The organism is Sneathiella sp., assembly GCF_041689005.1.
GTDB lineage: Bacteria > Pseudomonadota > Alphaproteobacteria > Sneathiellales > Sneathiellaceae > Sneathiella.
Window position 1 is genome coordinate 1 of sequence record NZ_JBDNHC010000168.1, and the last position, 24,791, is coordinate 24,791.

The window sequence follows — 24,791 nt, forward strand, 5'->3', positions numbered from 1 at the left end:
CCCTATTATCTTCTTGTCCCGGTTATTGCCGTGATCCAGGGAGTTCTCTTCTGGGGGGACATCCTGACGACTGAGCTGCTTATCGGCGGTGCCATGGTCATGGGCGGGGTCACGATTATCACCTTGCGGACCTCCAAAAAACTGCCCGAGGAAGGAATTGATGGGGTTTGAAAATAGCATATGGCTTCCCTCGCCGAATTTTGACAACCGCGATCCGGATGTGCCGATTGATATGCTGGTGTTGCATTATACCGGGATGCCGACGGCAAAGGCCGCGCTTGACCGATTGACGGAGGCGACATCAAAAGTCAGCGCCCATTATTTCGTGGAAGAAAACGGGGACATCTTCGCATTGGTGCGCGAAGAGAAGCGGGCCTGGCATGCCGGTGTCGCCTTCTGGCGTGGTGAGCGCAGTATCAACGCCCGCTCCATCGGGATTGAAATCGTCAATCCCGGCCACGAATTTGGCTATCGTCCGTTTCCCGCCGCCCAGATGGCAGCCGTTACCCGTCTCGCAAACGACATTGTCAGCAGATGGGCGATCAAGCCCTGGAACGTCGTCGGGCATTCGGATGTCGCGCCTCATCGCAAGGAGGATCCGGGTGAGCTTTTTGACTGGAAAAGTCTTGCGGAAAAGAATATCGGCCTCTGGTTTAAGGAACCGCTTGAGCGGCCCGCTGGAACTCTGCCCGGGCCTGAGCCCGCGGATGAGGAAACCCTGAAACGCATTCAACTGGCGCTTCAGGATATCGGTTATGAGTGTCCGCCCACGGGGAATTGCGATCCCGCTTTTGAATCCGTGATCCGGGCCTTTCAGCGGCACTGGCGACCGGCAAAAGTCGACGGGGTCGCCGATGCGCAAACGCGAGCAGTGGTTTATGCTGTTCAGGCGCAAGTTCCCGGCTTGACTTAATATGTCACACTCAATAGGTAGGGATCGTCAGATGGCTGGATGATCGCCGCTCGCCCTGGGTGAGGGGAGGAAAGTCCGGGCTCCACGGAAATGCGATGCCGGTTAATGGCCGGCGAGGGTGACCTCAGGGAAAGTGCCACAGAAAGGAAACCGCCCGGTTCGCCGGGTAAGGGTGAAAGGGTGCGGTAAGAGCGCACCGCGCGTCTGGCAACAGAAGCGGCATGGTAAACCCCATCGGGAGCAAAACCAAATAGGGATGGCCGGCGCAGAGGGTTCTCGTGCGCAAGCTGGTTTTCCGGGCTGCCGTCCGGGTTGGTTGCTTGAGGTGTCTGGTAACAGGCATCCTAGATGAATGATCATCCCCTGTTTTCAGGGACAGAACCCGGCTTACAGGCCATCTGCCATATTTCCTGCCGTTGTTTACGGTAAAGTGATAGATTGCAGTCCGGGGCAAGCGGGCGCGGTGCGACCTGTAACGCTCGGCGAGGATGACGAGAGATTGCTTTGGGAAGTGACATGAGGCGAACATGTAAGGTGATTTCAGTACTGGTGCCGGGGTTGCTGTTTTGCTCCCTCTCACCTGCCTATGCCGCATCAGCAGAAATGCCAACCCTCGTTCATGACATCGGAATCAGCATTTTAGTCGCCAGCATCCTGTCGATTATTTTCGTGCGGTTCAAAATTCCCAGTATTGCGGCTTTCCTGCTGTGCGGGATCCTGATTGGCCCGATCGGGCTGAAACTGATCACGGAACCGGCGAACATTGACACGATCTCGGAGCTTGGCTTCATTCTCCTCCTGTTTTTAATCGGGATGGAAATCGATCTTCGCCGGATGCTTCGAAGCGGCAAGATGATCCTCATAACCGGCGTTCTGCAATACCCGATTACCGTTCTGTTCGGGTTTCTCGTGGTAAACGGCCTTGTTTCGGCCGGGCTTTCCTCGGGACTTGGCGATACTTATGATGCGCTCTATTTCGGCATTTTCATTGCCGGATCATCCACCCTTCTGGTTATCAAGTTGTTTCAGGAAAATTATGAACTTGATACAGAACCCGGACGCATTGCTCTCGGCTTGCTGGTCTTTCAGGATATCTGGGCAGTGATCTTCATCATTGTCCAACCGACGTTGGCGGCGCCTTCCCTTGTGCCGGTTCTGATGACGTTTGTCGGGATCGCCCTTCTCGCGAGTGTTTCCTATTTTCTGGCAAAAAGCCTGGTTCCCCTCGTTTTTAAATGGCTGGCGAAGGAGCCGCAATTGATCCTTGTCGGGGCGATCGGCTGGTGCTTTTCGATCGTGTTTCTCGGATCGAACCTCGATTATGCCGGGAGTTTCCTGTTTGGCGAAAGCTCTCATTTTTCTGTCGATACGGGTATGAGTGCGCTCATCGCGGGCCTGACGGTTGCCGCCTTACCCTACAACCGGGAAATCATCGCCAAGGTCGGAATTGTCCGGGATTTTTTTGTGACCCTGTTCTTTGTCGGTCTTGGCATGAGTATCCCGCCGATTGAGAATGTCAGTGTCGTGCTCATCGCCCTCGGTCTTGCCGTTTTTGCGGTGCTCAGCCGCCAGTTGATCTTCTTTCCGCTTCTGTATTTTACTGGTGGCGATCAGCGCCATGCGCAAGTCGCCTCCATCCGTCTCGCCCAGATCTCCGAATTCGGGTTGGTCATTGCCTATCTCGGCACGCACTACGGTCATATCTCGAATGAGCTGTCGAGCTCCATCGTTTTTGCGTTTATTCTGACCGCGCTCCTCACTCCGCTGCTGTATAAATATGCCTACGAAATTCATCGCAAGGTAGCCCCGTTTCTGCAAATGATCGGTTTCAAGGAACCGGCAGGGGACGACCAGCAGTCAGGGATGGATTATGATATCGTCCTGCTTGGATTCCACCGGGTTGCCTCCTCGCTTCTGCATGATATCGCCAAGCACAAACCGGAACTCGTGTCGCGAATTCTGGTTGTGGATTTTAATGTCCAGCTTCACCCGGCCATCCGGGAACTCGGCGCCGGGGTTCGTTATGGGGATTTGTCCAATGATGAAATCCTGCTGAATGCAGGGGTTGGAAAAGCCAAGGTCGTCATTGCAACAATCCCCGATGATATCTTGCGGGGTACAAGCAACAAGAAGCTGGTCCAGACGGTTCGCCGGATCAACCAGAAGGCAATTATCATCGCCAACGCCGAGGAAATGTCGTCCGCCCAGGCGGTCTATGCCAACGGTGCCGACTATGTCTATATGAGCCGGATAGATACAGCCCGTGCCCTGGAGAATATTATCACGCGGACGTTGGACGGAGTGCTGCAGGATTATCGTCATGAGGAGGAAACCCTGCATGGACTGCATCACGAACGCACCGAAATATTAAAATAGAAACTCTTTTTAAGACCTCGCGGTAATCCTATCAGGTCAGGGAAAGTATCGAATCTCTGCTTTTTCTAATTTAAAATATTGATATTTTTCTGCTCGGCCTGCTATCTTTTCGCTCCGGTTATTCAATATTTAACGGGCTCAGCCGTTCTTCCACCCTTCCATTATTCCCATCCCGCGATGTGATGAGATCTTTTTTGATCCGGAACAAAAGACGAACATAATAGAATTTCGCTATTACTTTCAATCAATGAAAATCAATTTCGGATTCGTCAAGAAATACGAAAGAAATAGCTAAAATTTGCGTTGATTTTATTGAGCGCAATTACTTCATCCCCATGGTTTTCTGGCCATTTTCCATTGACTTCCATATTATCCCATGATATCCCGGAATATCCCATTTGAAGTTGGATTTGCCTCAGGAAGGCCCGGAATTTGGGGGAATTGGAGTTTATTTAGGGGGATTTCGGCTGCATGGCTCTGTTTCTGTCCACATATGTGAATAAAATTGACAAGAAAGGACGCGTTTCCGTACCAGCGCGCTTTCGGTCAGTTTTGACAGGCAAGGGCTTTGATAGCGTTGTTCTTTTCCCGACAGTAAATGGCGATGCAATTGATGCCTGCGGTATGGATGTCATGCAAGGCCTGCTTGAACAAATCGGCGGCTTCAATCCGTTTTCCGAAGATCGAGAGAGTTTTGCCGACGTGTTGATGAGCGATGCCATTGAGCTGGCGTTCGACGGTGATGGCCGGATTATGATCCCGGCCGATATGCTGCGCGAAGCAGGGATCGGCGATCAATGTGCTTTCGTTGGCCGCGGCGACAGTTTCCAGATTTGGCAGCCCGACGCATTAGAGCGTCGCAAGACTGAAGCCAGAACATTGGCGCGGAGTCGGCGCGCTGACAGTGCACATTCCGCCAAGAAAGGGGGCGACGATGAATAATGTTGATGCGCCCCACGTTTCCGTCCTTTTGCGCGAAGTATTGGAAATCCTCTCTCCCAAAGACGGCGGCGTATATATCGACGGCACATTTGGCGCCGGCGGATACAGCCGCGCGATTTTGGAGGCCGCGAATTGCAATGTCTATGGCATTGACCGGGACCCGGTGGCCGTTTCTTTCGGTGCGGAAATGACCCGTGAGTTTTCGGGGCGCCTGACCATGCTCCAGGGGTGCTATGCCGAGATGGAAGACCTGTTGACGGCAAAGGAAATAACGGCTGTGGACGGAATTGCCCTCGATATCGGGGTTTCCTCGATGCAGATCGACGAGGCGGAACGGGGCTTTTCCTTTATGCGCAACGGACCTCTGGATATGAGAATGTCCAGTCAGGGCCGAACGGCGGCAGATGTAGTTAATGAAGAATCTGAAGCGGAACTTGCCAGGATTATTTTTGTGTATGGCGAGGAGCGAAGATCGCGTGCGATTGCACGTGTGTTAGTCGAAAGGCGAGAGACAATGCCTTTCACCAGTACAGTTGAGTTAGCGGAAGCGGTGGCGTCGGTGGTTCGTCCAACAGGAAAGGGCATTCACCCGGCGACGCGTACCTTCCAAGCGTTGCGTATATTTGTAAATGATGAACTTGGGCAGCTGGTCAAAGGTCTGGCCGCATCCGAGCGACTACTTGCTCCCTGTGGTCGTCTTGCGGTTGTATCTTTCCATAGTCTAGAGGACCGACGCGTGAAAAACTTCCTGTCAGCAAGGTCCGAAGGGCGTGCCAGGCCATCTCGTCATATTCCTGTGTCCGACGAGGGGCCAGCTCCCACTTTCAAGCTCATCAAACGAGGCACTATTAAAGCGCAGGCAGATGAACTGGCGGTCAATCCGCGGTCGCGTTCCGCCCGCCTTCGCGGTGCAGAGAGAACCGTCGCACCTGCCTGGACGGAGGCGGCGGCATGAAGTTAAATGTAACGGCCTTATCCATTATCCTCGTGGCGGTGGTTTCATACGGTCTGTACCAGCTATCCTATGAAGTGCAGAGGCTGGAAACCGATCTCGGCGTTCTGAAGAACAATATATCCGAGAACAAGGAAGACCTGCGGATATTGAAGGCGGAGTGGGCATACCAGAACCGACCCGACGTCCTGCAGGCACTGGCAAGAAAATACCTGCCCCTATTGCTGATCGCGCCCTATCAAGTGGCGAGCATAGATAATCTGCCGGACGAGAGCACCGTTGTCAGTACCCTTGACGTTCCTTTGCCCCGTCTCAACCCGAAACGCGATTATGCGGCACCGGTGAAAATTCCGTCAGGCTCTATCCAGCTTGCGACCTATTCCTCGCCGGGGGAGACGCAATGAGCGAACTGACTTGGTTGTCAAGGTCAACTCGCCCTCGCATCAAGCTGACGACATCCTTCCGTCTCAGAAATACAGAAGATTACCCCGTCGCCCTCCAGCTTGAGGGCAGCGCCAAGGAAACGCTGGAGCAGGGACGGAACCGGCTGGTCATCGCCGGGGTTGTCTTTGCCTTTTGTTTCGTTGTGCTGGCGGGTCGTCTTGTCGGTCTGGCCATCAGCGGGACGGGTTCCGAGGAACAAACGGTTTCGGAGGACGGCGATCAGCGGCCGGTGACATACGGCAATGATATGCGGGCGGAAATCAAGGATAGAAACGGTGTCCTTCTTGCGACGACATTGAAGACAGCCTCGCTTTTTGCGGTGCCCAAGAACGTTATTGACCCGAAGGAACTGGCGGCAAAGCTGATAACGGTTCTTGACGATATGAGCGAGGCCACAATCCTGAGCAAGCTGGCATCTGCCCGCAACTTTATCTGGCTCAAAAGAAACCTGACGCCGACCCAGCAATATAAGATCAATGCCCTCGGTATTCCCGGCCTTTATTTCCGCTCCGAGGAAAAGCGCTTTTATCCAATGGGGGCGCTGGTCTCCCACCTTGTCGGCTTTACCGACGTTGACAATAACGGCATCGCGGGCGTTGAGAAGTCCTTTGATGCCCAGTTAAACGGCTCCGCCGAAGTTCCGGCGCGGGATGTGGAACTGTCCGTGGATGTGCGTATACAGCATGCGCTACGGGACGAGCTTTCGCGCCATATGTCCGTGTTTCGGGCGATTGGGGCCGCGGGCATGGTGCTGGATGTAAAAACCGGTGAGATTCTGGCAATGGCCTCATTGCCGGACTTCGACCCCAATCGGCCAGGCGACTTCTCTGGCGACAGCAAATTCAACAAGGTAACCCTTGGTGTCTATGAAATGGGATCGACATTCAAGACATTCACGCTGGCGATGGCTCTCGATAATGGGACCGTCTCTATGGAAGGGGGGTATGACGCGACCAAGCCCATCCACAAGGCCGGCTTCCGGATAAGAGATGATCACCCGAAAAAGCGGTGGTTGTCCGTTCCTGAAATATATATGTATTCATCCAACATCGGCGCCGCAAAGATGGCCGACGATGTTGGACCCAAACAGCACAAAGCGTTTCTTGCCAAGCTTGGCATGCTGGACAAGCCGTCGCTGGAAATTCCGGAGATTGGCGCCCCAATTTTGCCGCCAAGGTGGAATAGCCTTGAAACCATGACAATCGCATTTGGTCATGGGCTATCCGTAAGCCCCCTGCAGTTGAGTTCCGGTATCGGTGCAATCGTGAATGGCGGCGTCTATATCAACCCGACGATTGTCCGCCGCGACAAGGGCAGCGTCGTCACCAGCCGGCAGGTCATTTCGGCCAAAACCTCCAATGCCATGCGGCGATTGATGCGGCTGGTGGTCGAAAAAGGGACCGGCAGCCATGCGGAAGCGCGCGGCTATCTCGTTGGCGGTAAAACCGGAACCGCGGAAAAGGTCGAGGGCGGCCGCTATAAGCGAGATGCGCTCATCACTTCCTTTGTCAGTGCGTTCCCGATGGATGATCCCCGCTATGTCGTGCTTGCCATGCTGGATGAGCCAAAAGGGAACGCCGAAACGCATGGGTTCAGGAGCGCGGGCTGGACCGCAGCGCCAATCGTCGGCCGACTGATTGCAAGAATTGGCCCTATCCTGGGAATTGAGCCTGTCGACGAGGACAGCGACGCTGTTCAAAAGGCAATGTACGTTCACATCAATTCAAGGGAGAAGAAGCTTGCGTCTTTCTGAATTGATGAAGGGCCGTGAGGTGCCGACTGTCAAGGACCAGCATGTCACGGGAATTACGGCGGACAGCCGGGAAGTCGAATCCGGCTATCTTTTCGCGGCCTTGTATGGAACGGCGGTCGATGGCCGTAACTTTATCGAGGAAGCCGCACAAAAAGGGGCCGTCGCTATCCTGACGGACAAGTCTTATGTCGCGGAAGACTGCAGTATTCCCTGCTTTCGCGAAGACAATCCGCGGCAGGTTCTGGCGCGTCTCGCCTCGCGGTTTTATGGTGCCGAGCCGAAAACGCTGAGCGCGGTTACCGGAACAAACGGCAAGACATCGGTCGCGCATTTTACCCGGGCGATATGGCGGGCAATGGGCTTTGAGGCGGCCAGTATTGGCACCCTCGGCGTGATATTGCCGGACACGACACTTCCATTGAACTACACGACGCCGGAACCTGTCCTCCTCCACAAGATGCTGACGTATCTGGTTGGCCAGGGGATTGATCATGCGGTCATCGAGGCATCCAGTCACGGGCTTGATCAGTACCGGCTCGACGGGGCCCGGATCATATCCGCGGCCTTCACCAATCTCACCCGGGACCATCTTGATTACCATCATTCATCCGAAGATTACTTGCTTGCGAAGATTGGCCTGATTTCTCGTGTGCTGGACCAGAATGGTACGGCGGTTCTCAATGCGGATGCAGAGGTATATCCGGCCTTTCTGAGAGCGGCAAACGACCGCGCCGTGAAAGTTCTGACATATGGCCGCGCGGGCGAACAGATTAAGTTGCTGAATATTGTGCCAAATAATGCGGGACAACTCATTACCGTTGATATCTTCGGAAAAGTTCAGGAAATTCAACTACCACTCGCCGGGGAATTCCAGGTCATGAACGCTCTTTGTGCGCTCGGCCTTGTCATTGGTGCAGGAGGGGACGCGGTTGCGGCAACCCGGGCCCTCGCCGGGATTTCAAATGTACCGGGGCGCCTTGAACTGGTTGCCCGGCTTGCAAATAATGCAACAATCTATGTTGATTATGCACATTCCCCCGATGCGCTGGAGACTGTCCTCGAAGCGGTCCGCAGTCACGGGAACGGTCGAATTCACGTTGTGTTTGGGTGTGGCGGTGATCGGGACAAAGGCAAGCGCCCGGAAATGGGCCGGATTGCCGGTCTTTATGCGGACCATGTCATCGTCACCGACGATAACCCCCGGAGCGAGGATCCGGCCCGCATTCGCGCTGAAATCATAGTCGCCTGCCCGGAGGCCCAGAACATCCCCGATCGCCGTGACGCCATAGAGGTAGCCATCAAAGGGTTGCAATCCGATGATATTCTGGTTGTCGCGGGCAAAGGGCATGAAGAAGGCCAGGTGACGGGCACGAAAACCGTTCCCTTCAATGATAAGTCCGTGATCCAGAAGATTGTCGCGGCAGAAGGGGCGAGTGATGAGCGATAACGCATTATGGACAGGCTCCGAGATTGTCGCCGCGGTCAAAGGGAAAGCCAAAAATCAGAATTGGACGGCAAACGGTGTCTCCATCGACAGCCGCTCGATTGAAAAAGGCGATTTGTTTGTTGCCATTGTCGGGCCGGTACACGACGGGCATGATTATGTCGATGCAGCGCTTGCAAACGGGGCATCGGCGGTTCTGGTGAGTGAGGCGCCGTCGGATGTACCCGATACCGCAAATGTTGTGCTTGTTGCCGATACCCTGAAAGCCCTCGAAGACCTCGGCCGCGCGGCGCGTGCGCGGGTAAACGCACAGATTGTCGCGGTGACGGGCAGTGTCGGCAAGACGGGAGCCAAGGAATCCCTGCATCATATTCTCTCTGAGCAGGGAAAAACCCATGCCAGCGTCGGCAGTTTCAACAATCACTGGGGCGTTCCCCTGTCTCTGGCGAGAATGCCGCGGGACGTTAAATTTGCCATCTTTGAGCTTGGCATGAACCATCCGGGCGAGCTTGGGCCTTTGTCGCGCATGGTCCGCCCGCATGTCGCTCTGATCACCACCATCGAAGCGGTCCATCTAGAGTTTTTTACCGATGTCGAGGCGATTGCCCGGGCGAAGGCCGAGGTTTTTGAAGGCCTGACGCCAAGCGGTTCTGTTATCCTCAACGGCGATAACAATTACGGCGGGTTACTCAAGAGTATCGCAGCGAATGCCGGGATTTCCCGCATTCTGACGTTCGGCGAAAAATCGGAAGCCGATATAAGACTGACGGACTTCACCCTTTACCCCAACTACAGCGATGTGGCCGTGACAATCGGTTCTCATGACGTGTTTTTCCGGCTGGGGGTTCCCGGGCGGCATTGGGTCAGCAATATTCTGGGTGTCCTTGGGGCGATAAGTGAACTCGGCGCTAATATCGAACAGGCCGCGGCGTCTCTGCAGAGCCTGACCTCGCCGGACGGGCGCGGCGCGCGGCATATGGTGCCCTGTCAGGGCGGCAGTTATATGGTCGTTGATGACAGCTACAATGCCAGTCCCGCGTCAATGCGGGCGTCCCTGAATGTCCTGAGCAATCTGTTCCCGGATGGAAACGGGCGTCGGATTGCCGTGCTGGGGGACATGCTGGAACTTGGCGACAAGGCCCCGGACATTCATCAAAGTCTGAAAGAGGATGTCTGCGCCGCCGGCGTTGATGTTCTTTTTGCCTGCGGACCGAATATGGCGAAACTGACAAAAAGCATGCCACATAATGTGCAGACCTGTCATGAAGCAACGTCCGAGCTGCTGGTTGAAAAGCTGCTGGCAACTGTCGGGGCGGGGGATATCGTCCTGGTAAAGGGCTCGCTCGGCAGCAAAATGAAAATACCACTGGATGCACTGCTTCGGCGAAAGCCAGCCGTTCCCGCGGCGGCAAGGTAGGGAAAGTACATGTTATATAATATCTTGTTTCCGCTTGCCGACCAATTCGCGCTCTTTAACCTGTTTCGGTACCTGACTTTCCGAACCGGCGGCGCGGTCATGACGGCTCTCCTGATCAGTTTTATATGCGGCCCGGCGGTTATCCGCTGGCTTAAGAGCAAACAACATCGCGGCCAGCCAATTCGCGATGACGGCCCGCAGAATCATATCATTGCCAAGCAGGGAACGCCGACGATGGGTGGTTTCCTGATCTTGATCGCCCTCGCGGTCGGCACGCTTCTCTGGGCAGATCTTAGCAATGTATATGTTTGGATCGTCCTGCTGGTCACTCTTGGTTTCGGGGCGATCGGTTTTGCCGATGATTATTTAAAGGTCAGTCGTCACAACACCCGGGGATTGCCCGGAAAGCTGAAATTACTGCTGGAAATCACGATCGCCGGGATCGCTGGATATGTCATCATGCAGCATTCCGCGCCGAATATTTCAGGCATGTTAGCCGTTCCGTTCCTAAAAAATGTCATGATTAATCTTGGATGGTTTTATCTTCCCTTTGCGATGCTGGTGACTGTTGGTGCCGGGAATGCGGTTAACCTGACCGATGGTCTCGACGGACTCGCAATCGTTCCGGTAATGATCGCCGCGGCGTCATTCGCCCTGATCGCATATCTGGTCGGAAATGTGGTTTTTTCGGGCTACCTGCAAATTCAGAATGTCACGGGCGCCGGTGAACTCGCGGTCTTTTGCGGGGCCTTGATCGGTGCGAGCCTTGGCTTCCTGTGGTTCAATGCACCGCCCGCAATGGTCTTTATGGGGGACACGGGATCGCTCGCGATGGGCGGCGCCCTTGGCGCTGTCAGCTTGGTAACGCGCCATGAAATTATTCTTGCCATTATCGGTGGCCTGTTCGTGCTCGAGACCATCTCGGTGATCGTTCAGGTAGCGTCGTTCAAGCTGACCGGCAAGCGGGTCTTCCGGATGGCCCCGCTTCATCACCATTTCGAACAGAAGGGCTGGGCGGAGCCGACGATTGTTATCCGGTTCTGGATCATCGCGGTTATTCTCGCCCTTATCGGCCTTGCATCGTTGAAACTGAGGTGAGGGAATGATGGAAAGCCACTCATATCAGGATAAAACTATCGCCGTTTTCGGACTGGGCAAAAGCGGGATGTCAACGGCCCGGCGGCTGCAGGACGGAAAAGCGCATGTTTTTGTCTGGGACGACAACGAAGGTCGGCGACGAACTGCCTCGGAGCATGGCCTGACACTGAAAGACCTGCTTGGGGAACGGTGGCAACCGACAGAGGCGCTTGTCCTGAGCCCGGGCGTGCCGCTCACCCATCCCGCGCCGCACGCTATCGTTGACGCGGCAAAAAGCGCGGGCACCAAGATTATTGGGGATGTGGAGATATTCCTGCAGGAGAAAACCGCCGGACGACTTATCGGGATTACCGGGACCAACGGGAAATCAACAACGACGGCTCTGATATCCCATCTGCTCAGCTCTGCCGGGCGACCGGTGGCGGCGGGCGGCAATATCGGGACGCCGGTCATGGATCTTCCGCAACTGGACGAAGACGGCACCTATGTGCTGGAACTATCATCCTATCAACTCGACCTGACCCCTTCCTGGCAGGCGGATATCGCGATATTGCTGAATATAACGCCGGATCATCTGGACAGGCATGGCGACCTGAGCGGATATGCGGATGTTAAGCGCCGGATATTTCAAAAGCAGACGGAAAAGGGTGTTGCCGTCCTCAATCAGGACGACCCGCTTTGCCGCCAAATTGCTGATGACCTGAGGCGTGAAAGTAAGACACATATTATTCTGATTTCTACAATTCAGGCTGCTGAAGGCGGCGTGAGCGTTATTGACGGCCTCCTTAAGGATCAGTCGCGCGGCGATCAACCTTGGACAGTTGATATTTCCGACATTGCATCCTTGCGGGGCCGTCATAATTGGCAGAATGCAGCCGCCGCCGTTGCCGCGGTGAGCAGTATGGGGCTTGAGCCCGACGAGATCCGGCGCGGGCTGACGTCTTTTGGTGGCCTTGCCCACCGGATGGAACCCGTCGGCTCCCTCGGGCCTGTCAGCTTTGTGAATGATTCCAAGGCGACCAACGCGGAAGCTGCCGAAAAGGCCCTGACCAGCTTTGAGAATATATACTGGATTGCCGGCGGCCGCGAAAAGGCGGGCGGCATCACCTCCCTGTCTCCGCATTTCGGCCGTATTGCCCATGCCTTTCTGATCGGGGAAGCAAAGGACAATTTTGCCGCTACCCTCACGGGCCATATAAGTTTTACGATATGTGACACACTGGCGGAGGCAACAGAGAAAGCGGCGAACGCGGCATTCCGTTCCAGGGATAAATCGGCGGTCGTTCTTCTCTCCCCGGCGGCGGCAAGTTTCGATCAATTCACGAGTTTTGAGGCCCGGGGTGACGCTTTTCGCGAAATCGTCGCGCGCTTGATTGCGGAGGCATCATGACAACCTTTACCCGCCTTGATCGTTCTGTCGTGGGCAGTTGGTGGTGGACCGTTGATCGCTGGACGCTGGTCGCCGTTGGTCTCCTGATTGCCATGGGCGGGGTCATGGTTCTGGCCGCGAGCCCGGCAATTGCGGCCCGCCTTCATCTGGACAGTTTTCATTTTGTTCGTCGTCAGTTCATGTATCTGCCGATGGCGGGAGTGATCATCTTCTCGATCTCCCTGCTATCCCCATTATGGATCCGGCGGCTTGCGGTGGTCATGTTTGGCGTCTTTTCCCTGTTGACGATCGCCACATTGCTCGCGGGAGCAGAGGTGAAGGGCGCGCATCGGTGGTTGCAAATTGGCAGTTTCACATTGCAACCAACGGAATTCCTGAAGCCGGCCTTTGCGGTAGTCACTGCCTGGATGTTCGCGGAGCAACGCAAGAGCGACGAGATACCAGGAAATCTGATCTCCATGGCGCTGTTTGCGTTTGTCGTCGGGTTGCTTTTGATGCAGCCGGATGTTGGGATGACGCTGCTTATTTCCGCTGTCTGGTTCGTCCAGTTCTTTCTGGCGGGCCTGCCGATTATGTGGGTCGTCATGTTCGTTGTCCTCGGCATCGTCAGTGCGGCGGGCGCCTACAGTCTCTTCCCCCATGTCGCGAGCCGGGTGGACCGTTTCATGGACCCGTCCGGCGGTGGCAATTATCAGATTGAGCGTGCCATGGAGGCATTCCAGACGGGTGGATTCTTTGGCGTGGGGCCGGGAGACGGGTCGGTCAAGTCCCAGCTTCCCGATGCGCATACGGATTTTATTTTTGCTGTTCTCGGTGAAGAGTTCGGCGTGATTATCTGCCTGCTTGTGGTTGCAATATTCGCGTTTATTGTGCTGCGTGGGTTCAGCCGGCTACTTGAGGAAAAGAACTTCTTCGTCGTTCTTGCGGCCGCTGGATTGCTTACGCAGTTCGGATTGCAGGCCGTGATCAATATGGGCGTGAATCTACGTTTGATGCCGACCAAGGGCATGACCCTGCCATTCATCTCCTATGGCGGATCATCTATGTTCGCGCTTGCCATCCTGATGGGCATGCTTCTCGCCCTCAGCCGCCGCCGCGTTGGTACCGGAGAATTACGATGACCGGCGTGGAAAAAAATATCGTCCTCGCCAGCGGTGGCACCGGTGGACATATCTTTCCGGCCCGCGCGCTTGCCGAAGAGCTGAATACGCGCGGCTATGCCGTGACCCTGATGACAGACAGACGCGGCCAGAAATATGACGACCTGTTTCCCGGCACCCAAATTATTGTTGTCCGGTCAGGCTCGCCCTCTCTTGGCGGGATTGCGGGCAAGGGGAAGGCCATTTTGGCGCTTGTTATAGGGTTTTTCCAGGCGCGCAAAGCCCTCCGCCGGATCAGGCCGGTTGCCGTCATCGGGTTTGGCGGGTATCCGTCCATGCCGCCCGCCGCCGCCGCGGCAAGCCTTCGAATTCCGCTTATCCTGCATGAACAAAACGCAGTTCTGGGCCGGGTGAATAAATTGCTCGCCGGATTTGCAAAAATCATTGCGACCTCCTTTGATCATACAGAGAGCCCGGACGCGGAAGTAGCTGACAAGATGATTTACACCGGTAACCCGGTTCGAAATGCGATTTTGGCTCTGTTTGGCGCGGCCTATCAGGGTCCCGCAGCTGACGGACCTATAAAACTTCTTATTCTCGGTGGCAGTCAGGGCGCAACAATCCTGTCGGATATTGTCCCAGCGGCCCTTGTCGCCTTGCCGGATGACTTGAAATCGAGGCTCAAGGTGACACAGCAGTGCCGGGCTGAGGATATTGATGCGGTCCGCGCCGTCTATGCCGACGCGTCGATAGATGCGGAGCTTGCCAGCTTTTTCAATAATGTTGCTGATCTGTTGAAAGAGTGTCATCTCGCGATTACCCGCTCCGGGGCATCGACCCTTGCCGAACTGACCGTTGCCGGGCGGCCGTCTCTTCTGGTGCCCTACAAACATGCCATGGATGACCATCAACGCAAAAATGGGGAGAACGCTGTTGCCCGCGGCGCGGCGCGACTGATCCTGCAAGATAATTTTAGTGTCGAGGAAGTAAGCCGCCAACTGACCTATCTGCTGCGCAAGCCGGATTGTCTGGCTGTCATGGCCGCCGCCGCCGCCAGCCTTGGGGAAGTCCATGCCGCTGAAAAGCTGGCCGACCTGGTGACACAATTTGTTCCGGCAAATAATGACGACGATACAAAGAGGAGGGCCGCAGCATGAGAACATTACCACTCGATATGGGTCTCGTGCATTTCGTCGGCATTGGCGGGATCGGCATGAGCGGAATTGCCGAGGTCATGCATAATCTTGGCTATCAGGTTCAGGGCTCTGACCTCGCGGCCAATGCCAACGTCGACCGGCTGAGAGGACTGGGTATCACGGTCTTTGTCGGCCATCAGGCTGAAAATCTTGGTGAGTCCCGTGTTGTCGTCATCTCATCCGCAGTAAAGCCTGAAAACCCTGAGGTTCGCGAGGCGCGCAAGCATTTGATCCCGGTTGTCCGGCGCGCTGAAATGCTGGCGGAACTTATGCGGCTGAAATGGTCGATTGCGGTTGGCGGCACCCATGGCAAGACGACCACCACCTCGATGCTGGCGAGTTTGCTGGATGCCGCCGGGATGGAGCCGACGGTTATCAACGGCGGAATTATCAATGCCTACGGCACCAATGCCCGCCTCGGCAACGGCGACTGGATGGTGGTTGAGGCCGATGAGTCCGATGGCAGTTTCGTCAAGCTTCCGGCGACCATCGCGGTCGTTACCAATATCGATCCTGAACATCTCGATTTTTACGGGGATTTCGACGGTGTGCGCGATGCGTTCCAGACATTCGTTCAGAATATCCCCTTCTACGGGTTCGCGGCCGTTTGCATTGATCATCCGGAAGTTCAGGCCCTGATTGGCAGGATCTCCGACCGCCGGCTGGTGTCTTACGGTAAATCCCCGCAAGCCGACTATCGCGCCATCGATGTCCATTTTTCCGACGGACATGCCCGGTTTGACGTGACCATCAGTGACCGGATTGATGGGGATACACGGCTGATGAAGGGGTTTGAGCTTCCGATGCCGGGCACACACAACGTGCTGAATGCCCTCGCGGCGATTGCCGTTGGTAAGGAGATGGGCTTTAAGGAGGTCGATCTCAAACGCGGCCTCCGGAGTTTTGGCGGCGTTAAGCGCCGTTTTACAAAGACGGGCGAGGTTGACGGCGTCACGGTCATTGATGATTATGGCCATCACCCCGTTGAAATCTCCTCTGTTCTATCCGCGGCCCGTCAGGCCTATGGCGAAAAGATCATCGCTGTGGTCCAGCCCCATCGCTATTCCCGTCTTCATGACCTGTTCGAAGACTTCTGCACCTGTTTCAATGATGCCGATATGGTCGTTGTCGCCGATATTTATGCCGCGGGCGAACAGCCAATTCCGGGAATAGACCGGGAAAGTTTTGTCGAAGGCTTGCGCGCGCGCGGTCACCGGAAGGTTCTGTCCCTGTCTGGTCCCGAGCATCTTGCGCCGTTGATACGGGCAAATGCCAAACCCGGTGATGTCGTCGTCTGCCTTGGGGCGGGGTCGATTTCGGCCTGGGCGAATGCGTTACCGGGAGAATTGAAAGCGTTGACTGCCAAGGACGGGGGAGGATGAATAATATGGTCTTTCTTCAAAGCAGATTGATAGACCGGATGCCTCCGGTTCGAGGCCGTCTACGCGAGGACGTTGCCCTCAACAAGATTACCTGGTTTCAGGTCGGAGGCCCGGCGGATGTTGTATTCAAGCCGGAAGATGAACAAGATCTTGCCGACTTCCTGAAAGCGCTGCCCGCTGATATTCCTGTCTTCACCATTGGGGTCGGGTCGAATTTACTGGTGCGGGACGGCGGTGTGCGCGGGGTTGTCATCCGGCTCGGGCGCCATTTCGCAAAAACAGCCTATGACGGCGAGATATTGACTGTCGGGGCGGGAGTTCTTGACGGCAACGCCGCTAAATTCGCCGCGAATGCGGGCCTTGAGGGCGCGGAATTCCTGAGCGGTATCCCGGGCTGTATCGGCGGCGCACTGCGCATGAACGCGGGAGCCTATGGGGCAGATATTTCGGATATCTTCCTGTCGGCGGTGGCATATGACCGCAATGGAGACCGGCATGAGCTTGGCCTGAAGGACATGGGGTTCTCCTACCGTCATTCAGATATTCCGAAAGACTGGATTTTCACCCAAGCCAAGTTGCGTCTTTCACCGGGAAACACCAGAGAAATTCTGGACCGGATGGCGGATATTTCCCGCAACCGTGAAGAAAGCCAGCCCGTGAGAAACCAGACAGGAGGATCGACCTTTGCCAATCCACCCGGACAGAAGGCCTGGGAACTGATTGAAAATGTCGATGGCCGCGGTCTCACCATCGGTGGTGCCATGGTATCAGACAAGCATTGCAATTTTCTTATCAATAAAGGCACGGCCACGGCCGCCGATCTTGAAAACCTGGGGGAGGAGCTGCGCCGCCGGGTGTTCGAGGCCCATGATACGCTTCTGCGCTGGGAGATTGTGCGGGTGGGCGAGGCCAGGCAATTAAAAGCAGGAAAGGCGCCATGAAACATGTAGCCGTACTCATGGGCGGGTGGTCCGCCGAACGGGAAGTTTCCATGGACAGCGGTCTTGCCTGTACGGAAGCGCTCAGGTCCTGCGGATATAAGGTAACCCCCGTCGATGTCGGTCGCGATATTTCCCAAACGCTGGCGGAAGTAAGGCCAGATGTGTGTTTTAATGCCCTGCACGGCCGGTATGGCGAGGATGGATATATTCAGGGGCTGCTTGAAATTATGGGCATTCCCTATACCCATTCGGGCGTTCTTGCCTCTGCCCTTGCCATGGATAAACCGGTCGCCAAGAAATTGTTCGCAATGGCCGACATGACCTGCGCCGAGGGGAAGATTTTCACCAGAAAAGAAATTATGGATGGTGCCAGCTATCCCAAACCCTTTGTCATCAAGCCCCTGAACGAAGGGTCCAGCGTTGGCGTGACGATTATGCTGGAGGGTGAAAATATAAACCTCAGCGATCTGCCCTGGACATTTGGCGAACAGGTGATGATTGAGACCTATATTCCCGGCCGCGAAATTCAGGTCGCCGTGATGGGGGATACGGCGCTCGGTGCCGTGGAAATAAAACCGCTCGGCCGTTTCTACGATTACGAAGCCAAATACACCTCAGGCAAGGCAGAACATTTGATGCCGGCGCCATTGTCGCCTGAAAATTATTCGGAGGCTTTGCGGCTCGGCCTTCTCGCCCATCAGACCCTTGGGTGCCGGGGTGTTAGCCGCAGTGATTTCCGCTTTGACGATACCGGCGCAGGAGAGGGGAAATTCTACATTCTTGAAACCAACACGCAGCCCGGAATGACGGCGCTCAGTCTGGTTCCGGAAATTGCAGGTCATTCAGGAATGGCATTTGAAGAACTTGTGCGCTGGATTGTGGAGGACGCATCATGCGACCGTTAACCGTTGACAGAAATGATCGCCTCAATATGCCGAAGCGAAACCGTAAATCATCGGGCTGGAGCGGCATTTTCAAGGGCTTTGGCCACGGGACCAAAAAGACAAAGAAGCGGGCGGCTCCCCGAAAAGCGGAGCCGCGTCTCTCGCCTTTGACGTCACTCGCCCGTCTTGGAAAAATTACCGTGCAATTCGGCGACAGAGTGGGGGCCGCCATGCCGACGCGAAAAGCGAAAACCACGTCCCGGCGCAAACCAGTCGCTGGATGGCGCAAGCCGGCCCTGATTTGTGCAGGCGTCCTCCTTGTCGCAATCATTATTGGCGGCGCGAGCAATTTCCTGATCCGCGAAGAGGTGATGCAGAAAACATCGGACTGGATCGATGAAAAGCAGCAGGCTTTGGCCACCGCATTTGGATTAACGGTTCAGGAAATAAGCATTGTTGGGCGCGATAAAGCCGTCTCGCAGGATATTCTGAGGGCGCTGGATGTAAAACGGGGTGACAGCATTCTCGGCGTCGATCCGGAAGAAGCCCGCGAGCGGCTCGAAACCCTGGGATGGATTGAAACGGCATCGGTCATGCGGCGGTTCCCGGACGAGCTCTTTATCGAAATCAAGGAACGCCGACCTTTCGCCAGATGGCAGATTGGCGGGCGGACCGGCGTGATTGATCGCACCGGCGCGGTGGTGACAGAGCATGAGGACACGGAATTCAGCTATCTGCCGAAAGTCGTCGGCCCGGGCGCGAACACCCATGCAGCTGAACTCTTCGACATGCTGTCGCAGACCCCGGAGTTGTTTACCCGCGTCCAGAATGCAGTCCGCATCCGGGATCGCCGGTGGAATCTCGAATTCGATAACAAGGTGACTGTACTGCTGCCGGAAAAAGGCACGTTACAGGCCTGGAAGCAGCTTTATGACATACAGACGGATCAGCATATTCTCGAAAAGGGCGTGGTTGCTATCGATCTTCGTGCCGACGACCGGATGTATGTGAGATTGAAATCTGAGGCGGCGAAGCTTCGCCGTGTTGCGGGAAGCGAGACATGAGCATTGATATTTACGGGCACTCTGCCCAGGCAACAGGATCGATAAGAAGCGAATGGCAGTAGGACGTAACGGCCCCTTGGCGGCACTGGATGTCGGATCGACGAAAGTATGTTGCTTCGTCGCGCAGGAAGAGGCTGGCCGTCTTCGCGTAACCGGAATTGGCCATCAGGTCTCACGGGGGCTGCGTGCGGGCGGTATTACCAATATGGAGATGGCGGAGGAGGCTATCCGTTCCGCCGTTGATGCGGCCGAACGTATGGCCGGTGAGACCATTCGGGAAGTTTATCTGGGTGTTTCGGCAGGCAAGCCCGCATCACAGACCGTCGATGTCGAAATGTCGATTGGCGGTCAGGAAATAAGTGAAAAGGATCTGCAACGGACGCTCAAGGAGGCGCAGGCAAGCTATCAGCCAGAGGGCCGTAGTGTCATCCACGCTTTACCCGTTGGCTATACGGTTGACGGCAATCGCGGTATTCGCGATCCCCGTGGAATGTACGGCGAAACTCTGGGTGTCAGCATGCATATGGTATCGCTGCAAAACAGCCATATGCGTAATCTGGTGAACTGTGTTGAACGCTGTCACCTTGGTGTTGTCAGCATGGTATCCGCACCCTATGCCTCCGGCCTTGCCAGCCTTGTCCAGGATGAAATGGATCTCGGCGTCACTCTTATAGACATGGGCGGTGGATCAACATCCTTTGCCGTCTTTTACGATGGTGAAATGGTTTACAACGAAGTGATTCCTGTCGGCGGTAGCCATGTCAGCAATGATATTGCCCGTGGCCTGTCAACAACGCTTGCAAATGCTGAGCGCATGAAAACCCTTTACGGGAATGCTCTTGCCAGCCCGGCAGATGAAAAGGAAATCATCGATGTGCCCTTGATCGGCGAAAGCGATCACGAGGTGGCTAATCATGTTCCCCGATCGATGCTGGTCGGCATTATCAAACCGCGGATTGAGGAAATTCTTGAAATGGTCAGTGACCAGTTGACTGCCTCCGGCTTTAACAAGGTTGCGGGACGGCGGGCTGTCCTTTGCGGCGGTGCCGCCCAGCTCGCGGGTGTTCAGGAACTGGCGGCCCGAACTTTGGACAAGCAAGTGCGTATGGGTAAACCTATCCGTGTCAAAGGTCTCGCCGATGCGACCGAGGGCCCGGCGTTTACAACGGCCGCCGGATTGCTGTCATTCGCCGTTCGTGAGCGATTTGACGAGGGTATCAAGATGTCGGTTGTTGAAAAACAGCCAAAAAGCCGGTTTTTGAAAGTTGGAAATTGGTTCAAGGACAATTTTTAGGTAAAAAAATGCAGAAAAATTGTCAATATGTAAGAAGTAGGGTGTCATTAACCACAATATTTGGTATTAATTAGCTGTTACACAGCGTAACCATGAAGGAGAGTGCCGTGAGTATCAATTTGTCAGTGCCAGACCAAACAGAACTGAAACCGAAAATCCTGGTATTGGGCGTCGGAGGGGCTGGCGGTAACGCGGTTAACAACATGATTAGCGCCGAACTCCAAGGGGTTGAATTCGTTGTTGCAAACACCGATGCGCAGGCGTTGAAGCAGAACCTCGCAGAGCGCCGTATTCAACTTGGGGCTGAGCTTACCGAGGGGTTGGGCGCAGGCTCTAAACCGCATATCGGGGCCGAGGCCGCGGAAGAAGCGCTGGAAGAAATTATCTCGCATCTAAAAGGTGTGCATATGTGTTTCATAACCGCCGGTATGGGCGGTGGCACTGGAACAGGCGCGGCACCGGTTATGGCCCGCGCTGCCCGGGAGCTTGGAATTCTGACCGTCGGTGTCGTCACACGGCCGTTCCAGTTTGAAGGCAACCATCGCATGAGAATTGCCGATGCCGGGATTGAAGAATTGCAACGGTATGTCGATACGCTGATTATCATTCCCAATCAGAACCTGTTCCGGATTGCGAATGAGAAAACCACCTTTGCCGATGCCTTTAATATGGCCGATGAAGTCCTGCATTCTGGTGTCCGCGGCGTTACTGACCTGATGGTCATGCCGGGCCTGATTAACCTCGACTTTGCCGACGTGAATACGGTTATGAACGAAATGGGCAAGGCGATGATGGGCACGGGTGAGGCTAGTGGCGAGAATCGCGCCATTGAGGCCGCCGAGGCTGCCATCTCTAACCCATTGCTTGATGATGTCTCCATGAAGGGTGCGCGCGGCGTTCTCATCAATATCACCGGTGGCATGGACCTTACGCTGTATGAGCTTGATGAGGCGGCAAACAGGATTCGCAGTGAAGTTGATCCGGAAGCCAATATCATTGTCGGATCAACCTTCGATAATGAAATGGAAGGGCGCATGCGGGTGTCTGTTGTGGCGACCGGGATCGATGCTCTCGATGTGCATCGGGAAAATTCACCCAATGTCACATCCATTCTGAAGGTAAAGGGCGAAAAACAGCGTCCCGCCGCCATGAGTAATTCCGGCGGCGATGCGGGCGTTCCGTTGATACCGTCCGCTGCGTCAATTTCCGCGTCTGGATTCGGCGCAAGTGTTCCGGGCGGGAATTTTTCCGGCCAACCCGTTGCGCAGGCCGACGGTAATATCGACAATTCAGAAATGGAATTCGGCTCGACCTCGACTGAAGGCGGTCCAGCATCAAGCGGAAATCTGGCGATTGACAGCGACCGCGATCTACTGTCCGATATTGATATCGAGATGGAAGAAAGCGACCAGATGCCTGAGGAAACTGAGGGCAAAGACAGCCCATTCCGGGCTCCCGCCGCGATAAAGGTGGAAAAACGCGCAGAAGCCCTCGTCAATCCGGAAGCGCATCAAGTTCTTAGCGAAACCGCCGACCCGCGGACAAAGAAGCGGGGTCCGAGCCTTTTCGAACGCATGACCGGTGTCGGCCGGCCGTTCAGGAAGGACGACGCGGGATCAGCGGAGACGCAACAAGTCCGCCGTGAACCAACCAGCCGAAAGGCCGCCCCGGAAACGCCCGCAAGGACGGCTTCTCCCGCCCCGGCGGCAGCTGCCCCGCGGCAAACTCCGGCACCTGCGGTTAAGGTCAGTCAGAAACAGGAAGACGAGGATCTCCTGGATATTCCGGCATTCTTACGCCGTCAGGCCAATTAACGACCACCCATACGTCATCCATAGAAGCGTTGAAACCCGGTCAGGTTTCGCGCTTTTGTGGTGACAGGGCGTTACCCATCGCTTTTTTGAAATTCATCAGGCAATAGCGGGATTTGGAAGCCCTACGGGCAGTTGCATCCGTGGCAGGGCTTTGCGTTATTATGATGGCTTCCGTGAAGGGCATCGATAACCGTCCGGTAAGCACCCATGAGCAGGGTTAATAGGCTGTATCTAAATCTAACCATTATTTTATCCCCTCAATAAAATCATAATAATGGACGCATGATACGTGATCTTTCCCTTTTTCCCAAGATAAACCGGTGTGCGCCTTGTCACAGATAACGGCATAAACCTGCCTTCATCCATGCTTCAGGGCCATTTGACCTCTGGTGGTAGAGACATCAGGATAGCATCCGTATTTCCGCCTGTTTTAAGGCCGAAAGTCGTTCCGCGATCGTAGAGTAGATTGAATTCGACATAACGTCCACGGCGGATAAGCTGATGCTCGCGCTGCTCGGCGGTCCAGGGCTTGTTCATATGGCGGCGGACAAGTTCAGGGTAAATCTCGTGAAAGGTGCTGCCGACATCGCGTGTAAAGGCAAAGGCCTTGTCCCAGTCCGTATCCAATCGATCGAAAAATATACCGCCCACACCGCGCGCCTCGTTCCGGTGCGGAAGATAGAAATATTCGTCGCACCATTTCTTGTAACGAGGATAATATTCAGGGTCATGCTTGTCGCAGGCGGATTTGAGAGCTGCGTGAAAATCCCGGGTGTCCGAATCATCGGGATAAATGGGTGTGAGGTCGGCACCGCCCCCAAACCAGGACGTGCCCGTGACAATATGACGGGTATTCATATGGACGGCCGGAACCAGGGGTGAGTGCATATGGGCCACGAGCGAAATGCCGGATGCCCAGAAGCTACCATCTTTCTCAGTGCCCGGGATCGCCGTGCGAAATTCTTCCGAAAACTGGCCATGAACCGTCGAGATATTGACCCCGACTTTTTCGAAAACGCGGCCTTTCATAACTGCCATTTCCCCGCCGCCACCCTCCGCCCGATCCCAGGGCGTTATTTCGAAGCGGCCGGGTTCCCGGTCATGATTGGTGCCCGTCAAGTCATCCTCAAGGGTCTGAAAACTCTCGACAATTTGATCCCTTAGCTGGCGGAACCACTGCGCGGCGTTGTTTTTTTGCGAATCTGTGTCGTTTGTTGGCATGATACTCATTGCAGTTGAAGAGAAGAGGAGGGGACTGGAAAACCGGCAACCTGTCGAAGCGCCTCACCGGTGACCATTGCCGCCGCGAGGGCGACATTGATGGATCGCATACCCGTCGTCATCGGGATCAGAAGTCGGTGATCTGCGAGGTTGTGGATTGTCTCCGGCACACCGGCGCTTTCCCGTCCGAGAATAAGGATATCTGATTCACGAAAGTGGAATTCTGTGTAGGGCACCGCGGCCTTCGTGGAGAGCAGGATCAGGCGCTTCCGGTCCGTCGTTTCAAGAAATTTTTCCCAGGAAATATGGCGCTGAACCTCGACGTTATCGGCATAATCCATAACCGCACGTTTGAGATCGCGCGCGCCAAACGGGAACCCGCACGGCTCAATAATATCCACTGAAATCCCGAGGCAGGCGCCTAGTCTCAGCAGTGTTCCGACGTTGGGGGCAATATCCGGCTGGTAAAGTGCAAGTCTCATGTTTATCGTTGTAATGGCACTGAGGTAACATATACAGAAAAAAATCCGTGCTTTATTGTCGCATTTGATACGTTCGGGCTGGACATATCGCCATTATGATGACAAAAAGCGGTCGCGATACAATTATTTTTAAAAGGTTTTGGGGAAAGTAAATGACGACAACCACCCCTGTGGAAGAAGACGGCGTAAAGCGTCGCGATTTTCTATATGTTGCTGCTGGCGGTCTTGGGGCCGTTGGGGCTGCAGCGGCTATCTGGCCGTTTATCTCGCAAATGAACCCGTCTGCGGACGTGTTGGCCCTGTCCACGACTGAAGTGGACTTGAGCGGGATCGAAGTCGGTTCGGAAATCACCGTCGTTTGGCAGGGAAAGCCGGTTTTTGTACGACATCGGACGGAAGAAAATATTGAGGCCGCACGGGATGTCGTGGTGGCCGATCTTCCGGACCCGCAAACTGACGCTGAACGTGTTATCAAACCGGAATGGCTGATCATGGTCGGGGTATGCACCCATCTGGGCTGTATACCTCTGAAAGGGCAGGGAGATTACGGGGGCTGGTTTTGTCCCTGTCACGGTTCGCAATACGATACGTCAGGACGTATTCGTCAAGGTCCCGCACCAAAGAACCTGATTGTTCCACCGTATGAGTTCCTGAACGACGATACCATCAAGATTGGGTAGGGGG

21 protein-coding genes and 1 other RNA gene are annotated in these 24,791 nt (G+C 55.1%); 20 read left to right on the plus strand and 2 right to left on the minus strand.

Annotation, left to right across the window (positions count from 1 at the left end; translation table 11 throughout):
* Positions 1 to 160: 160 nt before the first annotated feature.
* From ACESNI_RS17760 to ftsZ, 19 genes are all read left to right on the plus strand, one after another.
* The gene (locus tag ACESNI_RS17760) at positions 161 to 913 is read left to right on the plus strand and encodes an N-acetylmuramoyl-L-alanine amidase (RefSeq protein ID WP_373089456.1); all 753 of its coding nucleotides are present in this window, start codon (positions 161 to 163) and stop codon (positions 911 to 913) included.
* Positions 914 to 940: 27 nt separating this feature from the next.
* Positions 941 to 1,319: RNase P RNA component class A (gene rnpB / locus ACESNI_RS17765), an RNA gene on the plus strand.
* 110 nt (positions 1,320 to 1,429) lie between these two features.
* A complete protein-coding gene (locus tag ACESNI_RS17770; protein ID WP_373089458.1) occupies positions 1,430 to 3,289 on the plus strand; it encodes a cation:proton antiporter in 1,860 nt (619 codons plus the stop codon).
* A gap of 471 nt (positions 3,290 to 3,760) precedes the next feature.
* On the plus strand, positions 3,761 to 4,231 hold the full coding sequence (locus ACESNI_RS17775) for a division/cell wall cluster transcriptional repressor MraZ (RefSeq protein WP_373089460.1): 471 nt from the start codon (positions 3,761 to 3,763) through the stop codon (positions 4,229 to 4,231).
* Entirely contained in the window at positions 4,224 to 5,186 is a 963-nt protein-coding gene (gene rsmH, locus ACESNI_RS17780) for a 16S rRNA (cytosine(1402)-N(4))-methyltransferase RsmH (RefSeq protein ID WP_373089463.1), read from the plus strand. Before ACESNI_RS17775 ends, rsmH begins: the two co-directional genes overlap by 8 nt.
* Complete coding sequence (locus tag ACESNI_RS17785) at positions 5,183 to 5,587, plus strand: hypothetical protein (protein WP_373089465.1); 405 nt, start codon at positions 5,183 to 5,185, stop codon at positions 5,585 to 5,587. Before rsmH ends, ACESNI_RS17785 begins: the two co-directional genes overlap by 4 nt.
* Complete coding sequence (locus ACESNI_RS17790) at positions 5,584 to 7,380, plus strand: peptidoglycan D,D-transpeptidase FtsI family protein (RefSeq protein WP_373089467.1); 1,797 nt, start codon at positions 5,584 to 5,586, stop codon at positions 7,378 to 7,380. The genes ACESNI_RS17785 and ACESNI_RS17790 overlap by 4 nt, the downstream gene beginning before the upstream one ends.
* The gene (locus tag ACESNI_RS17795; RefSeq protein WP_373089469.1) at positions 7,367 to 8,827 is read left to right on the plus strand and encodes a UDP-N-acetylmuramoyl-L-alanyl-D-glutamate--2,6-diaminopimelate ligase; all 1,461 of its coding nucleotides are present in this window, start codon (positions 7,367 to 7,369) and stop codon (positions 8,825 to 8,827) included. The genes ACESNI_RS17790 and ACESNI_RS17795 overlap by 14 nt, the downstream gene beginning before the upstream one ends.
* Entirely contained in the window at positions 8,817 to 10,241 is a 1,425-nt protein-coding gene (locus ACESNI_RS17800) for a UDP-N-acetylmuramoylalanyl-D-glutamyl-2,6-diaminopimelate--D-alanyl-D-alanine ligase (protein WP_373089471.1), read from the plus strand. The genes ACESNI_RS17795 and ACESNI_RS17800 overlap by 11 nt, the downstream gene beginning before the upstream one ends.
* Before the next feature lie 9 nt (positions 10,242 to 10,250).
* On the plus strand, positions 10,251 to 11,339 hold the full coding sequence (gene mraY, locus ACESNI_RS17805; RefSeq protein WP_373089473.1) for a phospho-N-acetylmuramoyl-pentapeptide-transferase: 1,089 nt from the start codon (positions 10,251 to 10,253) through the stop codon (positions 11,337 to 11,339).
* Positions 11,340 to 11,343: 4 nt separating this feature from the next.
* Positions 11,344 to 12,729 carry a UDP-N-acetylmuramoyl-L-alanine--D-glutamate ligase gene (murD, locus tag ACESNI_RS17810; protein WP_373089475.1) on the plus strand — a complete coding sequence of 462 codons (1,386 nt, stop codon included), beginning with the start codon at positions 11,344 to 11,346 and terminating at the stop codon, positions 12,727 to 12,729.
* Positions 12,726 to 13,850 carry a putative lipid II flippase FtsW gene (ftsW, locus tag ACESNI_RS17815; RefSeq protein WP_373089479.1) on the plus strand — a complete coding sequence of 375 codons (1,125 nt, stop codon included), beginning with the start codon at positions 12,726 to 12,728 and terminating at the stop codon, positions 13,848 to 13,850. The genes murD and ftsW overlap by 4 nt, the downstream gene beginning before the upstream one ends.
* A complete protein-coding gene (murG, locus tag ACESNI_RS17820) occupies positions 13,847 to 14,986 on the plus strand; it encodes an undecaprenyldiphospho-muramoylpentapeptide beta-N-acetylglucosaminyltransferase (protein ID WP_373089482.1) in 1,140 nt (379 codons plus the stop codon). Before ftsW ends, murG begins: the two co-directional genes overlap by 4 nt.
* Positions 14,983 to 16,407, plus strand: coding sequence for a UDP-N-acetylmuramate--L-alanine ligase (murC, locus tag ACESNI_RS17825; protein WP_373089485.1), 1,425 nt, complete (start codon positions 14,983 to 14,985; stop codon positions 16,405 to 16,407). The genes murG and murC overlap by 4 nt, the downstream gene beginning before the upstream one ends.
* Before the next feature lie 5 nt (positions 16,408 to 16,412).
* Entirely contained in the window at positions 16,413 to 17,348 is a 936-nt protein-coding gene (murB, locus tag ACESNI_RS17830; RefSeq protein ID WP_373089603.1) for a UDP-N-acetylmuramate dehydrogenase, read from the plus strand.
* The gene (locus ACESNI_RS17835) at positions 17,345 to 18,253 is read left to right on the plus strand and encodes a D-alanine--D-alanine ligase (protein WP_373089488.1); all 909 of its coding nucleotides are present in this window, start codon (positions 17,345 to 17,347) and stop codon (positions 18,251 to 18,253) included. Before murB ends, ACESNI_RS17835 begins: the two co-directional genes overlap by 4 nt.
* Complete coding sequence (locus ACESNI_RS17840; protein WP_373089491.1) at positions 18,241 to 19,296, plus strand: cell division protein FtsQ/DivIB; 1,056 nt, start codon at positions 18,241 to 18,243, stop codon at positions 19,294 to 19,296. Before ACESNI_RS17835 ends, ACESNI_RS17840 begins: the two co-directional genes overlap by 13 nt.
* 52 nt (positions 19,297 to 19,348) lie before the next feature.
* Complete coding sequence (gene ftsA / locus ACESNI_RS17845) at positions 19,349 to 20,590, plus strand: cell division protein FtsA (protein WP_373089494.1); 1,242 nt, start codon at positions 19,349 to 19,351, stop codon at positions 20,588 to 20,590.
* 107 nt (positions 20,591 to 20,697) lie between these two features.
* Positions 20,698 to 22,404, plus strand: coding sequence for a cell division protein FtsZ (gene ftsZ, locus ACESNI_RS17850; protein WP_373089497.1), 1,707 nt, complete (start codon positions 20,698 to 20,700; stop codon positions 22,402 to 22,404).
* A gap of 369 nt (positions 22,405 to 22,773) precedes the next feature.
* On the opposite strand, the gene hemF is transcribed toward ftsZ, so the two are convergent.
* Both hemF and ACESNI_RS17860 read right to left on the minus strand, forming a co-directional pair.
* Complete coding sequence (gene hemF, locus ACESNI_RS17855; RefSeq protein WP_373089500.1) at positions 22,774 to 23,634, minus strand: oxygen-dependent coproporphyrinogen oxidase; 861 nt, start codon at positions 23,632 to 23,634, stop codon at positions 22,774 to 22,776.
* Complete coding sequence (locus tag ACESNI_RS17860) at positions 23,631 to 24,107, minus strand: tRNA (cytidine(34)-2'-O)-methyltransferase (RefSeq protein ID WP_373089503.1); 477 nt, start codon at positions 24,105 to 24,107, stop codon at positions 23,631 to 23,633. The genes hemF and ACESNI_RS17860 overlap by 4 nt, the downstream gene beginning before the upstream one ends.
* Before the next feature lie 152 nt (positions 24,108 to 24,259).
* Between ACESNI_RS17860 and petA the strand changes: the two genes are divergently transcribed.
* Entirely contained in the window at positions 24,260 to 24,787 is a 528-nt protein-coding gene (petA, locus tag ACESNI_RS17865; RefSeq protein ID WP_373089506.1) for a ubiquinol-cytochrome c reductase iron-sulfur subunit, read from the plus strand.
* Positions 24,788 to 24,791 lie beyond the last annotated feature (4 nt).